11 protein-coding genes are annotated in these 13,617 nt (G+C 56.5%); 8 read left to right on the plus strand and 3 right to left on the minus strand.

Annotation, left to right across the window (positions count from 1 at the left end; genetic code table 11):
* Nucleotides 1-99 precede the first annotated feature (99 nt).
* Complete coding sequence (locus tag HB393_RS01215) at nucleotides 100-537, minus strand: ArgR family transcriptional regulator (protein ID WP_213803321.1); 438 nt, start codon at nucleotides 535-537, stop codon at nucleotides 100-102.
* Nucleotides 538-839: 302 nt separating this feature from the next.
* Between HB393_RS01215 and HB393_RS01220 the strand changes: the two genes are divergently transcribed.
* The 4 genes from HB393_RS01220 (at nucleotide 840) to HB393_RS01235 (ending at nucleotide 7,299) form a co-directional block, all read left to right on the plus strand.
* Nucleotides 840-5,264 (plus strand): glutamate synthase-related protein, encoded by a 4,425-nt coding sequence (locus tag HB393_RS01220; protein WP_345944999.1) that lies wholly within the window; start codon nucleotides 840-842, stop codon nucleotides 5,262-5,264.
* Between the two features lie 420 nt (nucleotides 5,265-5,684).
* Nucleotides 5,685-6,248 (plus strand): hypothetical protein, encoded by a 564-nt coding sequence (locus HB393_RS01225; RefSeq protein WP_213803323.1) that lies wholly within the window; start codon nucleotides 5,685-5,687, stop codon nucleotides 6,246-6,248.
* A 67-nt stretch (nucleotides 6,249-6,315) separates the two neighbouring features.
* Entirely contained in the window at nucleotides 6,316-6,450 is a 135-nt protein-coding gene (locus HB393_RS01230; RefSeq protein WP_213803324.1) for a recombinase family protein, read from the plus strand.
* A gap of 63 nt (nucleotides 6,451-6,513) precedes the next feature.
* A complete protein-coding gene (locus HB393_RS01235; RefSeq protein WP_213803325.1) occupies nucleotides 6,514-7,299 on the plus strand; it encodes an SDR family oxidoreductase in 786 nt (261 codons plus the stop codon).
* 696 nt (nucleotides 7,300-7,995) lie between these two features.
* Here the strand turns inward: HB393_RS01235 and HB393_RS01240 are convergent.
* Complete coding sequence (locus HB393_RS01240; protein ID WP_213803326.1) at nucleotides 7,996-8,880, minus strand: aldo/keto reductase family oxidoreductase; 885 nt, start codon at nucleotides 8,878-8,880, stop codon at nucleotides 7,996-7,998.
* 70 nt (nucleotides 8,881-8,950) lie between these two features.
* Here HB393_RS01240 and HB393_RS01245 point away from each other — a divergent pair, with 70 nt between their 5' ends.
* Nucleotides 8,951-9,697: a TetR/AcrR family transcriptional regulator gene (locus HB393_RS01245; protein WP_255550703.1), complete on the plus strand. Its 747-nt coding sequence runs from the start codon at nucleotides 8,951-8,953 to the stop codon at nucleotides 9,695-9,697.
* 40 nt (nucleotides 9,698-9,737) lie between these two features.
* On the opposite strand, the gene HB393_RS01250 is transcribed toward HB393_RS01245, so the two are convergent.
* Nucleotides 9,738-10,130: a helix-turn-helix domain-containing protein gene (locus HB393_RS01250; protein WP_213803328.1), complete on the minus strand. Its 393-nt coding sequence runs from the start codon at nucleotides 10,128-10,130 to the stop codon at nucleotides 9,738-9,740.
* Nucleotides 10,131-10,381: 251 nt separating this feature from the next.
* On the opposite strand from HB393_RS01250, the gene HB393_RS01255 reads away from it, so the two are divergent.
* From HB393_RS01255 to HB393_RS01265, 3 genes are all read left to right on the plus strand, one after another.
* Nucleotides 10,382-10,882, plus strand: a complete 501-nt coding sequence (locus tag HB393_RS01255) for a DUF4334 domain-containing protein (RefSeq protein WP_213803329.1) — start codon at nucleotides 10,382-10,384, stop codon at nucleotides 10,880-10,882.
* 131 nt (nucleotides 10,883-11,013) lie between these two features.
* Nucleotides 11,014-11,721: a TetR/AcrR family transcriptional regulator gene (locus HB393_RS01260; RefSeq protein ID WP_213803330.1), complete on the plus strand. Its 708-nt coding sequence runs from the start codon at nucleotides 11,014-11,016 to the stop codon at nucleotides 11,719-11,721.
* A gap of 81 nt (nucleotides 11,722-11,802) precedes the next feature.
* Nucleotides 11,803-13,590: a long-chain fatty acid--CoA ligase gene (locus HB393_RS01265; protein WP_213803331.1), complete on the plus strand. Its 1,788-nt coding sequence runs from the start codon at nucleotides 11,803-11,805 to the stop codon at nucleotides 13,588-13,590.
* The last annotated feature ends 27 nt before the right edge of the window (nucleotides 13,591-13,617 follow it).

Here is a 13,617-nt window from a genome sequence, read left to right on the forward strand (position 1 = left end):
AAGAGCGCTCTCTTGAGTTTACAAACACTGGTCCATACCGTCTTCTGCATAAAGGCTGAGGACAGGGTCGAACTCGAATTTCCGCCGATTTGGAATAAATTAACCAATGAACGCATCTATCCGGGCTTTGAGCTTTTGAGCACGACGATTGTCTGGGCAGATAATCAGAACTGTGTCATCGCCTGCAATGGTTCCAACCACCTCTGGCCAATCCTCGTAGTCGATGCCAGCAGCTACCGGCTGAGCACCACCAGTCGTAGTGATTAACACGAGAAGGTTGAGAGCCTGTCGAGCCTCTAGTCCAAAACTCCGCAGAACATCTTGTATTCCAGGCAAGGAACTCGACTCGGACTCTTCGGAGGGGAGTGCATAACCGGCTGGTCCTTTGGACAGACGCAGTTCGTGAATATCCCTCGAGAGAGTCGCTTGCGTGACATGAAATCCTCGGTCTGCCAATTTCATGCGCAGCTCATCCTGATTCGCTACTGCCGCCTTGCTAAGCAGCTCTCGGATGGATGAATGACGTTGCTGTTTCATGGAAGCATTCGCTCTAGTAACATTTATATGAACTGTATTTTGGTTTCATCCAAATACAGTGATGCTGGCTGTGTATATTTATACACCATTACCCGCTTTTATTGTATAAATATGCAAGACGTTATGTTGCGCAGCAATTTGCAGGGAAGGAACTCGGCGAAGATTTCAGCTAGTCCGACGTATAGTGGATCATGGATTCCTTGAACCAAAAATTAATTCGTGTTGAAGACGGACTTAACACCAGCAGCACCCGATCGTCATCTTCATTGCTTGATAGTCGTTTTGACCGTGACGCCTGTGGCGTGGGGTTCGTAGCGTCTGTCAATGCAGAGCCGTCTCATACCATTCTGAGGCAGGCGTTAACGGCACTTGCAAGACTTGCGCACCGAGGTGCGACCGCCGCCGACGGGAAAAGTAGTGACGGCGTCGGTGTGATGACTGCGATTCCGAGATCACTCCTTGTGCAAGAAGCAGGTCTCTCGATATCTGATGAAGAACCGCTCGGTGTCGGGATGCTGCTCCTTCCGATGGAGGAGTCGCGTGCGGAGGAGGTCCTGGAGCGATGCTTAGGATCGCATGATCTGAAGATTCTGAAATGGCGCGATGTTCCTGTCCACGCGGAATGCCTTGGCGAGATTGCGCTCAGCACAATGCCCAGAATCCGACAGGTGTTGGTTGTCGACGCTGCAGACAAGGAACCAGAGACAATTGAGAGAAGGCTTTATCTTGCCCGCAAACAATTTGAGCGATTGCAGGAACAAGGGGATGTGACAGGGTATATTTGCTCCCTTTCGACGCGCACGATCATATATAAGTCCATGTGCTCAGGAAATCTACTGAGCCAGTTCTACTCTGATCTTGCCTCTGAGCAGTACGTTACCCCTTTTGCTATCTTTCACCAGCGATATGCGACGAACACTTTGCCTACCTGGCATCGGGCGCAACCGGGAAGAAAACTCGCACATAACGGTGAGATTAATACGGTGTGGGGCAATCGGGCGCGGATGGCCGCACGCGATTCAACTCTGCCGGTGGAGTGCAAACCCGTTTTGACCCAGGGTGGCACCGACTCTACAAGTCTGGATGAGGCTGTCGAGTTGCTATCGCAAAACGGCAGAACTTTGGCCGAAGCGATCAGAATTCTGATGCCTCCTGCCGTCTCTGAGCACCAGACCTCGTCTTTCCTGCGCTATCACACGGACTGTGCCGAGCCTTGGGATGGGCCAGCGGCGATCTCCTTCAGCGATGGTCATGTTGTTGGCGCTGCACTTGATCGCAACGGTCTCAGACCTTGCCGGTTTGCAATTACCAAGTCCGGCCTTGTGGTTGCCGGTTCAGAGGCGGGTCTAGTTGACCTTGACCCTGAGGAGGTAACTCACAGCGGACGGCTTGGACCGGGACAGATGCTGGTCGTCGATCTCGACCGCAACAAGGTTTATGAAGACGCTGAGTTGCTGGAGCTGTTCGATGCGGGCGCAACCTATGCAAAGTTGGTCGCTGATGTCACTCTTTTACCGGCAGTAGATCTCGCGTCCATACAGCCGGAGGTGTTGTCGGCGAACCAGCGAGGCTTTGGCTACACGCGGGAAGACGTCAAGATGATCCTGCAGCCGATGGCGATCGAGGGCAAGGATGCGGTCTGGTCCATGGGAGATGACACTCCGCTCGCCTTCCTCGCTCGCTCTCCGCGACCGGTCTATGCCTACTTCCGGCAGCGGTTCGCGCAGGTTACGAATCCCGCGATCGATCCTCTGCGTGAAGCTTGCGTGGTTTCGTTGCATACGCGTCTTGGCCCTTGGCCACATATGCTCGACAAGGATGCAGCTTTACCTGGGCTTTCTTTGTCCTCTCCGTTTCTGTCGTTGGGACAGGTTGAGGCGCTTCGCACCCGGAAACATGCTCATGCTGACGAACTGACGTTGGTTGAATTGCAGTGCGTCTTCAGTCCAAAGATCTCGCTTCTTGAAGCATTGGATGAGATTTGTTCTCGCGCCATTGAACTAGTGCGCAACGGCGGGCGAATTCTGTTGCTCACGGATCGGTCCGCAAACGCTGAATTGCTACCTATTCCCATGGCGATGGCGACAGGAGCAGTGCATCAGGCCTTGGTAGCGGCTGGTTTGCGAACCTTGGCTGGTTTGGCCGTCGAGGCGGGCGATTGCAGGGACATTCATCATGCAGCGGTCCTGATCGGTTATGGGGCAGGTGCTGTCTGTCCGTGGCTTGCACTGGAGACGGCGATCCATCTGGCTCCGGTGGGAGTTGAGCCGGCGGAGTGCGAACGGAAGATGCTGAAGGCTCTCGACGCTGGCCTGGCTAAGGTCATGTCCAAGATGGGCATCTCGGTGGTGGACAGCTATCGCGGAGCACATCTCTTCGACATCCTTGGGCTGCACTCGAGTGTGGTGGATCGTTGCTTTACCGGAACTCCCGCGCCTTTGTCGGGCATCGGATTTGCCGAGATCGAGCGGCAGTTGCGGCAGACTTGGAAGGTTCTTGGAGCGGAAGCACCAGCGTCTGCGGATCTGCCCGATTACGGATGGGTGCGTTTCCGCAAGGCTGATGTCTCCGAGCCACATGCCTGGCAGCCGCCGACGGTGAAGGCGCTGCAATCGGTCGTAGGGAGCGCTCGCGGTGTTGCGCAACCTACGGATCCGGCGGGAGCCTTTGCGATCTATACGCGGGACGTCATTGCTCGCGATCCGGCGGTTCTTCGGGATCTGCTGGAAATTCGTCCCGCTGGGCCGGAGTTGGATCTTGAGGATGTGGAGTCCGCAAGTAGCCTTTGCAAACGATTCATTGCGAGTGCTATGTCCTTGGGTTCTCTGAGTCCGGAGGCGCACCAGACCATCACCGCAGGGATGAACATGGTTGGTGGCCGCTCAAACACCGGCGAAGGTGGAGAGGATCCAAACGTCTACCGGCTGCAACCGGTGACGAATGATTCTTTCTCGCGGAACGATCACTCCGGGATGCAGGCGCAGGCTGGAGGCAGCACGTTGCTGACTGCGGCTGCGGTTGCTGCTCCGGCGGTTCATGTCTCCTTGAACAACAAGATCAAGCAGGTCGCTTCGGGCCGCTTCGGCGTTACGGCAGAGTATCTGGCGCATGCCGAGGAGATCGAGATCAAGGTAGCGCAGGGAGCGAAGCCCGGTGAAGGCGGTCAGTTGCCTGGGCACAAGGTGAGCGGACTGATTGCACGGTTACGTCATGCTCAGCCAGGCGTCGCGTTGATCTCTCCACCACCGCACCATGACATCTACTCGATTGAGGATCTGGCGCAGTTGATCTATGACCTGAAGCGAGTGAACCCTCGCGCGGCTGTGGGCGTAAAGCTTGTGTCCAGTTGCGGCGTTGGAACGGTCGCTGCGGGCGTGGCGAAGGCTTATGCGGATTTCATTGTCATCGCGGGCAACACTGGCGGAACAGGAGCTGCGGCGCTCTCGAGCATCAAGTACGCGGGCAATCCGTGGGAGCTTGGTCTGGCCGAGGCGCAGCAAGTGCTGATGGACAACGGGATGCGAGGACGGGTTCGTCTGCGTACCGATGGCGGCTTGGCTACTGCCCGAGACGTTCTGGTGGCCGCGTTGTTGGGAGCGGATGAGTACGCCTTCGGGACCGCAGTGCTGGTGGTGCTTGGCTGCGATATGGCTCGACAGTGCCATCTCAATACCTGTCCTACGGGAATCGCTACTCAGAAGCCGGAGTTGCGGGCGAAGTTTCGCGGAAAGCCGGAGTATGTCGCTCGGTTCTTCGAGGAGCTTGCGTCGGATCTGCGGCATCTGCTGGCGCGTTACGGACTGCCTTCGATCGAAGCTGCGATCGGAAGGACCGATCTGTTGGAGCAGGTTCGCTTTGACGGGAACCTCGATCTTCAGCCGATGCTGGCGAAGGTCTCGGACGGTGCGGGCAAGTGGATGGGAATCCGGAATACACAGCCAGTTCCGGGACCTCCGCTGGATGAGGCCTGGGTTGAGCCTGCGCTGGCTGCCGTTGCTGAGGGCCTTCCTTATGTCGTCGATTCACCGATCGCGAACTGTGACCGTGCGATTGGAGCTAGGCTTTCGGGCGAGCTGGCTCTGCAACGGGCTCAGGCTGAGGTTCCAGCGGACATTACCTTCAATCTTCTGGGCACCGCGGGTCAGTCGTTCGGTGCGTTTACGGTTGAGGGCGTGAAGCTGATTCTGACGGGCCAAGCGAACGACTTTGTTGGTAAGGGCCTGTCAGGCGGCGATATCGTGATTCGCGCTCGCGGTCTGGCAGCCAGGGACAGCGGACAGCATGTGATTCTCGGCAACGTCGCGTTGTATGGCGCTACCTCCGGGCGGTTGTTTGCAGCCGGACGGGCCGGGGAGCGGTTTGCAGTGCGCAACTCGGGCGCCACGGCGGTGGTCGAGGGCGTCGGCGATCATGGTTGCGAGTACATGACGGGCGGCGTAGTCGCGATTCTCGGCGCAGCCGGGCTGAACTTCGGTGCGGGTATGACGGGCGGTCTAGCGTGGGTCTATGACGCGGACGGCACGTTTATCTCGCAGCAGCGGCATCATCCGGAGTTCGTCGATGCGGAGTCGTTCGGAAGCGTCGATGCCGAGTCGCAGGCGGCTTTGAAGGCTTTGCTGGAGGAGCATGCAGAGCGCTCCGAGAGCAGCCTGGCCAAGGCCATGCTGGCGGACTGGGAGACCAAGGCCGCTCCGTTTGTGCGGTTGACTCCTAAGCCCCAGGTCTAGCATCTGGTTTGTCTAGTCTGTCTCTTCAAGGAGCACCTCTGGTGAGGTGCTCCTTGTTGTTTGTGGCGGCATATGGTGTCTCCTCCTGGTACCCCCTCCCCCCGGCATTTTGGGCCAGATTCTTCTAAGAAAAGGGTTTAGCTTTGGACTTTTCGCTCCCCTTTTCGGCTCAATGGGAAGGCCCGGCTTTTGGCCGGGCCTGTTGTTTTTATCTCTAGTTCTATTTTACGAATTGGACCATAACTAACGTGCCACTTTTATGTTGAGGCGGATCAATGGGTTAGTTGATTTTGGGGCTTGACATTCGATTTTGCTGGTGTTTTTGAGGGGTGGAACGAGATTTAAGATTAAAAAATGTACGGTGTAGATCTCGTGGGGTTGATCGCAGGATCGTAATATTCGACTGCTAAGATGTTGCGCATGCATAAGGCAAATTACACACACACTTTATTTTTGTTGAGCACGGTGGTGTCTCTTGGGGCTGCTGGGTGTCACTCGCGCGGTTCTTCACAGTTGGCTTCTAACTCGGTTGCTCCTACGGTCTCCGGTGTTGCGTTGAAGGAGATTCACGTAGACCAGAGCTGCCACATTCTGCAGGATCAGGTTCACGGAGTTACTGGTGGCTCTGAGTCGGGTTTGGCGGCGAATCCAGAGATCTGTCATCTGGAGAGTGTGTCCAAGTCGGACCATCCGGAGGAGACGACCGTCGAGGGCGTTGCGCGCCATAGTGTCGTTTCCATCGCGGAGCAGGAGTACCTTCTGCAGAATGTGACGGCAGAGCCGGTTACCTTTGTCGTCGAGCAGGCCGTTCCTCAGGATTGGCAGATCGACTCGGATCCGCGGCCGACGGAGATCGTCGGATCTACTGCATTGTTTCGAGTGAGTGCTCAGCCGGGCCAGAGAGTACGGTTACATGTCGGGATGCGGCGCAAGCATGAGATGAGTACACTGCATGCTTCTCAGGCTGATTCGAAGGGTAATTAGGTTTCTTTTTACAAGGCTTTCTTTCCAATTCAGGACATGTGCATCGGCTACGCTCGCGTCTTGACGGATGACCAATTTTCTTAATGTCTTTGAGGCACTCGACGAGTTCGAGCGTAACCTGATTCGGGAGCGAAAGGTCGCTGTCTTGAAGGCAGCGCGAGCTCGTGGCCGAAAAAAGGCCTCCGTGAAACTCTCCCTTTAAAAAGGCGAGACTATCCGGAGGCTGCTCTGGCCGGTCGTCTGGAGACATTAGAAAGGTTCTTCTATGAATGGAAAGGTCGTTCTAGTTACTGGCGGCAGTGCTGGTATTGGCAAAGCTGCGGCTAAACTGTTTGTCGAAGCCGGTGCAAGCGTTGTTATCGCCGCGCGCGGAGTTGAGCGCGGACAACAAGCAGAACACGAAATCGGGGTCGCGGGGGGCAAGATTCTTTTCGTCCAGACTGACGTTTCCGATGGCGGACAAGTGCAAGCATTGATTGCGCGAATCGTGGAGAAGTTCGGGCGGCTGGACTGTGCGTTCAATAACGCGGCTGCGTTAAGCAAATTGGCCCGCACAGTAGATTTTGGCGAAGCTGATTTCGATACCGAAGTTAGCTCCAATCTCAAGAGCGTTTGGCTGTGTATGAAATACGAACTGGAGCAGATGCTTCAACAAGAGCCGCGCGGTGGTGCGATTGTCAATACTTCCTCCGTTAATGGACTGGGGGGAGCGGGGTTCGGAGCTCTGTATTCCATGTCCAAAGCCGGTATTCTGGCGCTTACCAAATCAGCAGCTCAGGAGTATGCGATGGACGGGATTCGGGTGAATGCACTCGTCGCCGGTAGCTTCGATACCGAGATGCTGCGAACGGCGGTCAGTCAAATGGTGGGTGGCAATCCTGACAAGATTCAGGATGCATTCAAAGGATATGCGGCACGCGTTCCTTTGGGCCGAGTTGGGATGCCGGAGGAAGCTGCCCAGGCTGCTCTCTGGCTTTGCAGCGATGCCGCCTCCTACATCACAGGCCAGTCCATGATCGTCGACGGGGGACTCACGGCTTGGGCTCGTTAGACGGGCGGGGGAGACCAATTCCGTACCTTGATTTGTCCCGAAGTCTAGGTTCCTCGTTAGAAGGCTTTCTTGCCATCCCCTAGATCTTGTCTGATCAATCCTCGGACAGGGTCGCGTGCGGGAAGGAAATTCTTGCTTGTTCGTAGTGCTTAATTGGATTATGGGTTTGATCGAGAGTAATGTTTTCTGTCGTTCTTACTACCTAGAGCGGTTGAGGCCGTTGGACGTGGTGTGATTTTAATTGGGTTTTGAGGTTGGGGAAGGAAGGCGGTCGTGCTTTGCACGATACCCCACCCTATTTGCGATGAAGCTGCAAAAAGGATGGGGCACCCGCTTTTGTGCCGCTCCGGTTTGGGGCTGGGTTAGGTTTTTTTTCCCACCCTTCGCGAAAGACAAAGGCGCGAAGGATGGGGTACCCGGGCGGTTTCGGAGGGGGAGAGGAAGACAGCGTCTCCTGAACTCTGGGTTATGGAAGGAAGACGGGGTTGTCCTGAGGTGGTGTGGGTTGGGGAGGGAGGGCGGTCGTGCTTCGCACGACACCCCACCCTATTTGCGATGAAGCTGCAAAAAGGATGGGGCACCCGCTTTTGTGCTGCTCCGGTTTGGGGCTGGGTTAGGGGTTTAGTTCCCACCCATTGCGAAGGACAAAGACGCTATGGATGAGCGCCCGCTTTTGTGGTCTGCGGTGGATTGGTGTTAGGGGTGGGAGCTTGCGGCTATTGAGTCTAGGCTGGTGATTCCATCAGAGTGAATTTGTAGGGTTGAAGCCTTGAGGTTTTCATGAAGGTGTTTGACTGAGGATGTTCCCGGGATCAGCAGGATGTTGGGGGAGCGTTGAAGGAGCCAGGCCAGCGCGACCTGCATCTGTGTGGCCTCGAGTGAAGTTGCTGCCGCGTCGAGTACCGACGATTGGAGAGGATTGAAGCCTCCCAGTGGGAAGAAGGGCACGTATGCGATGTGCTGTTTCGCGAGGTCTTCGACGAAGGCATCATCCTCGCGATGTGCCAGGTTGTACATGTTTTGGATGCAGACGATCTCCGTTATCGTTTGGGCCTGTGCCAACTGGTTCGGGGTGACGTTACTTAGGCCGAGATGACGGATCAGTCCCTGTTGCTTGAGTTCGGCGAGCACAGTCAGCGGTTCTTCGATGGATGTCTCGCTTGGCCCGTGTACGCCTCCGACACGAAGATTCACGATATCCAACACGTCGAGTCCCAGATTGCGAAGATTGTCGTGAACGGCATCGGTAAGGTCCTGACGTGTAAGAGCAAGAGGCCAAGACTTGTCTGCAGCTCTGCGACATCCCACCTTCGTTACGATCACGAGGTCATCCGGGTAGGGATGGAGTGCCTGCTTGATCAGCTGATTCGTCACATGTGGGCCGTAGTAGTCGCTGGTATCGATGTGATTGACTCCGATCCCAACCGCCTCCCGTAGGACTGCGATTGCAGCGTCGACATCGCGCGGGGGGCCCCATACCTGCGGTCCGCTAAGTTGCATGGCGCCATAGCCCAGACGGTTTAAGGCGATCGATGTGCCGGGAAGAGTGAAGTTGCCCCCAAGATCTATCTGTGTGGTCATAGCGTTTTCTTCTCCAATTTGTCGGGTTCTTATGATTAGATGGAGTACGCTTCCGCTTAGGAGTTCGCATTTGCCCTCTCATCCGCGTGTGCTGCTAGAGCCCCGTAAATCGCCTGTTCAAGCGCGTTCCACTGCGAGCGTGGACGCGATTCTCGAAGCCACTATTCAGGTTTTGCTCCGTGCTGGCAAGGAGCAGATGACCACAACGATGGTGGCGGCGCGAGCGGGCGTGTCGGTCGGAACGCTGTATCAGTACTTTCCGAATAAGAGCGCGCTTTTAAAAGCGGTCTTGAAGCGACATCTGGGTGAGGTTACGGACGCTATCGAGGTTGTTTGCAAGGAGCATAAGGGGGAGACGCCGCGACAGATGGTGACGGCTCTCATCACTGCGTTTCTTCAAGCCAAGATGCGGGATGCGAAGTCGAGTGTCGTTCTGTACTCTGTCAGCTCCGATGTGGATGGAGCGAAGATCGTGCAAGAGACGCGAGGCCGGAGCGATCGGGCGATCGTTGAGATGTTTGAGAGTGCCTCCGAGCCGTTTACGGTCGATCCGCAGACTGTTGTCTCCGTCATACAAGGGGCGATGGTGGGGGTTAGCCGAAGGATCCTGGAATCGGATTCGCCTGAGAAGCAGCGCGATATTTTGTGCCGGGAGTTGATCTTAATGTGCTGCGCATACCTCGACGCGCGTTCCATGCCTGCTTTGATCCAAGAGGCGGATGTTCTCGGCGGCGCGGATGAGAAGGTGCCTGAGGTGATTTTAGGTGTGGCTCGTAAGAGTACGGCTAAGAGGCTTGAGGGCGCGACTCACTCGTAGTCTGCTTTGTCTGTCGCCGTAGCGAGTTCCTTTTGCTGCTTCAGGCGCTCATCTGATCTTCGGTGTGGTCGTGGTGGGGTTTGTAGCGGCCTTGCGAGGCGACGATGTAGTCGTAGTGATCGACGATCCAGTGCTCCATCTGTTTCATGAGGCGGCTGAGCGAGTGGCCTACTTTGGTCAGCTTGTACTCGACGCGTGGGGGAACCTCGGCGTGATCGATGCGGTCGATGATGCCGTTGCGTTCGAGATCGCGAAGGGTCTGGGTGAGCATCTTCTGGGAGATGCCGGTGACGGCGCGGCGGAGCTCTCCGGTGCGGACCGGGCCGTTCTTGAGGGTGCAGAGCAGGAGCATGGACCACTTGCTGCCCACTAACTCCAAGACATCGCGGGAGGGACACTCTGGATCGAAGAGATCGGCTGGTTTTCCGGGCATTTGATCCTCGCAGGCAGGCACAAAAAGGTGCGTACTGTTCTTTTAGAACTGTGCCATATATGCTTTTTTTTGTCGACATGCTGTGTTTTCGATGATGCGATGGGAGGTACGCAATTCTCCTGTAAAGACGCACTTATTCGAAGTAGGTTGGACGGATTTATTTGTAACTGCGGAGTCTTGTCGACGATCGCCAACGGAATGAACGTACTCATTTTTTTGAAAGATACACGCAAAAGATAAGGATGAAACAAATGAAGCCTGTTGAAAGATTCCAAGAACTGAAGAAGCAGCATGTGGTGGCGGATGATATCGCTTTATCGAATTTGTTCGACTCGCTCGAGCCAGTGACATGCGAAGAGATTCGGTCGAAGTGGCGTGGTGGCGGTTTCGATACGGGGCACTGGCTTTTGCAGGTGTTGGTCGATATGAAGTGGTACGGGAAGTGGCTCGTCTCGAAGCTCGATGCGAAGCCTCTGATTTGCTTCGACGAGAAGGGGAATCTCTCTTCGAGTCAGGCGATGAATGGAGAGGCCAGCCTGTGGATGATGGAGTTTCGAGGGAAGGTTTCGGCCACGGTGGTCTATGACGGAGTGCCGATGTTTGGGCATCTTCGCAAGGTGGATGACAATACGCTGCTTGGTGTCGTGAACGGAAAGACCTTACCGAATGGCCAAGAGGTTGTCCAGGATGGACGGCATCAGTACTTCTATCTGGAGCGAGTTGCGGAGTTTCCTGCGAAGTTCGTCGAGTAATCTTCAGGCGGGGTGGGGGGTCTGTCGATCCCACCCACCCTGCCTTTGCTGGTTTTGGGGTAAGTGGGTGGGTTCATTCTTGGCAAGGGGGACAGTTTTGATTAGAGTGCGAGGATGGACGTTTTTCGAAAGTGGGGGCTCGACTGAAGCGCAGAGAGAGTGCGGGAGGACGTGTTCGGGGTCAGGGTGTTGGCCCGGAGGGTCCTGGACCGGTCGAGGGAGAGTCCGGCGAGCGCGTGGGTGTCCCGGCGACTGGGCCGGGGAGCGATAAGTATCAGCGGATTCTGGACGCGGCGGTCGAGGTGATCGCGGAGAACGGGTATTTTAGTTCGCCGGTGAGCGCGATTGCGGCTCGGGCCGGGGTGGCGGACGGGACGATTTATCTGTACTTCAAGAGTAAGGATGAGGTGCTGCGGACGGCGATCGATACGACGTTCGACCGGTTCTACAAGCAGGTGGCGGAGAGGTTCGAGACGCTGCATGGGCCCCGAGAGCAGTTGGAGTATATTGCGCAGGTGCATCTGGAGAGCCATGCGGTGAACCGGAGCATGGCGATTCTGATGCAGACCGAGGTGCGGCAGAGCGCAAAGTTTATCGCGGAGTTCTCGCATCATCATCTGGTGAAGTACATCCAGGTGGTGCGGGAGGTGGTGCGGCGGGGGCAGAAGGAAGGCATCTTTCGGGCGGACGTCTCGGATGGGGTGGTGGCGCATTGCATGTTCGGGGCGATCGACGAGTTGCTGAGCTCGGCGGTGTTTACTGGACGGGTTTATGATGCGAAGGCGACTGCGGCGCAGGTATTGGATGTGCTTTTGAACGGCATACGGCATACGACGTAGATGGGCAGGCTCCACCGATTGTTTAAGCCAGTTGGGAAGATGAGGCGGCGACAACCGTTCTTGTACTGAGGTGTAGACGAAATGTTCGATTTGACGACTTTAAATGATGTCCTGGTGAGTGCGACGGGACGTGGTGAGCGTACGGTGATGTTTTGGCAGGACACGGATGGGGCGTGGAAGCCGATCAGCTCCGTGGACCTGTATGGGCGGGTGAGGGCGCTGGCGGATGTGTTTCGCGGGTGGGGGATCGGGAAGGGCGACCGGGTGGCGCTTCTATCGGAGAATCGGTGGGAGTGGGTGGTGACGGACTTTGCGACGTTGGCGATCGGCGGGGTGGATGTGCCGCTCTATCCGACGCAGCCGGCGGAGCTGATTGGGTATATGTTGCGGGAGTCGGGGGCGAAGGTGGCGGTGGTGTCTTCTCAGGAGCAGTACGAGAAGCTAGCGTCGGCAGGGGATCTGCCGGAGCTGGAACATGTGGTGGTGATGGATTCGGGGACGTTCAGCAACGCCGAGAGCTTTGGCGATCTGATGAGGGCGGCGCAGGCTAAGCAGCAGCGCGATGCGGAGTTCGATGCGATGGTGAAGGTGGCGAAGCCGGAGGATCTGGCGACCATCATCTATACCTCCGGAACGACGGGGGAGCCCAAAGGGGTGATGCTGACGCATGGGAATTTGATCAGCAATATTAATGTGGTTTCGGAGCCGTTTGGGTGGATGGATCAGGACCTTTGTATCTCGTTTTTGCCGCTGTCGCATGTGCTGGCGCGGCATCTTGACTATGCGTTGTTGTATGTCGGAGCGCAGTTGGCGTATTGCCCGAAGACGGATCAGTTGGCTCCGGCGATGAAGGAGCTAAGGCCGACGGTTTTCGTGGCGGTGCCTCGCTTGTACGAGAAGATCCGGCAGGCGGTGGAGGGGAAGTCGGCGTCTTCGCCTGTGAAGTCGAAGATCTTGAAGTGGGCAATCGCGACGGGGAAGGCGCACCGGGAGGAGACGCTGGTGGGGAAGAAGCCGAGCTCCTTGATGTGGAAGATTGCGGACAAGCTGGTTTACAGCAAGATTCGGGAGGCGTTTGGGGGGCGGGTGCGGTGTTTTTGTTCGGGTGGAGCGCCGCTGGGCATGGATACGGCGGGATGGTTTGCTGATGCGGGGATTCGGATCTTCGAGGGGTATGGGCTGACGGAGACCTCGCCGGTCATCTCGGCGAATTATCCTCATGCGCATCGCATCGGAACGGTGGGGACGGTGATGCCGAATGTGAAGTGCCGCTTCGCGGAGGACGGCGAGTTGGAGGTGAGCGGGCCCTCGATCTCCAAAGGGTATTGGAAGAAGGATAAGGAGACTTCGGAGGCGTATACCGCGGACGGGTGGCTTCGGACGGGGGATATCGCGAAGATCGACGATGGAGGGTTTCTGTCGATTACGGACCGTAAGAAGGAGCTTCTGAAGACGAGTGGAGGGAAGCTGATTGCGCCGCAGCCGATCGAGAGCAAGCTGAAGTCGAATGTGCTGGTGGGGAATGCGGCGTTGGTGGGGGATAATCACAAGTTTGCGTGCGTGCTGCTCTCGCCGAACTTCGGGGCTTTGGAGGATTGGGCGAAGGGGCAGGGAGTGGCAGTGGGGGATCATCAGGCGCTGGTGAAGGATCCCAAGGTGGTGAAGGTCTACCAGGAGATAGTGGACTCGGTGAACGCGGGGCTGGCGCACTTCGAGAGCATGAAGAGGATGAAGGTGGTTCCGGAGGAGTGGAGCGTGGAGGAGGGGACGCTGACTCCGAGCATGAAGTTGAAGCGGCGGGTGGTGGAGAAGAAGTATGCGAAGGAGATCGAAGAGTTTTATGCGGATGAGGCGGTGTCCAAGGCCTAGGTAAGTTTTTTGCACTGAAAAGATTGT

Origin of the sequence: Granulicella sp. dw_53 (genome assembly GCF_018449545.1) — a bacterium.
In the GTDB taxonomy this organism is placed as follows: Bacteria; Acidobacteriota; Terriglobia; order Terriglobales; family Acidobacteriaceae; genus Edaphobacter.

What these genes read in the sequence shown, in the direction of transcription:
- HB393_RS01240 (WP_213803326.1), bottom strand. Translation starts at nt 8,880, where the DNA reads ATGACCACACAGATAGATCTTGGGGGCAACTTCACTCTTCCCGGCACA.
- HB393_RS01215 (WP_213803321.1), bottom strand. Translation starts at nt 537, where the DNA reads ATGAAACAGCAACGTCATTCATCCATCCGAGAGCTGCTTAGCAAGGCG.
- HB393_RS01235 (WP_213803325.1), top strand. Translation starts at nt 6,514, where the DNA reads ATGAATGGAAAGGTCGTTCTAGTTACTGGCGGCAGTGCTGGTATTGGC.
- HB393_RS01255 (WP_213803329.1), top strand. Translation starts at nt 10,382, where the DNA reads ATGAAGCCTGTTGAAAGATTCCAAGAACTGAAGAAGCAGCATGTGGTG.
- HB393_RS01230 (WP_213803324.1), top strand. Translation starts at nt 6,316, where the DNA reads ATGACCAATTTTCTTAATGTCTTTGAGGCACTCGACGAGTTCGAGCGT.
- HB393_RS01250 (WP_213803328.1), bottom strand. Translation starts at nt 10,130, where the DNA reads ATGCCCGGAAAACCAGCCGATCTCTTCGATCCAGAGTGTCCCTCCCGC.
- HB393_RS01265 (WP_213803331.1), top strand. Translation starts at nt 11,803, where the DNA reads ATGTTCGATTTGACGACTTTAAATGATGTCCTGGTGAGTGCGACGGGA.
- HB393_RS01225 (WP_213803323.1), top strand. Translation starts at nt 5,685, where the DNA reads ATGCATAAGGCAAATTACACACACACTTTATTTTTGTTGAGCACGGTG.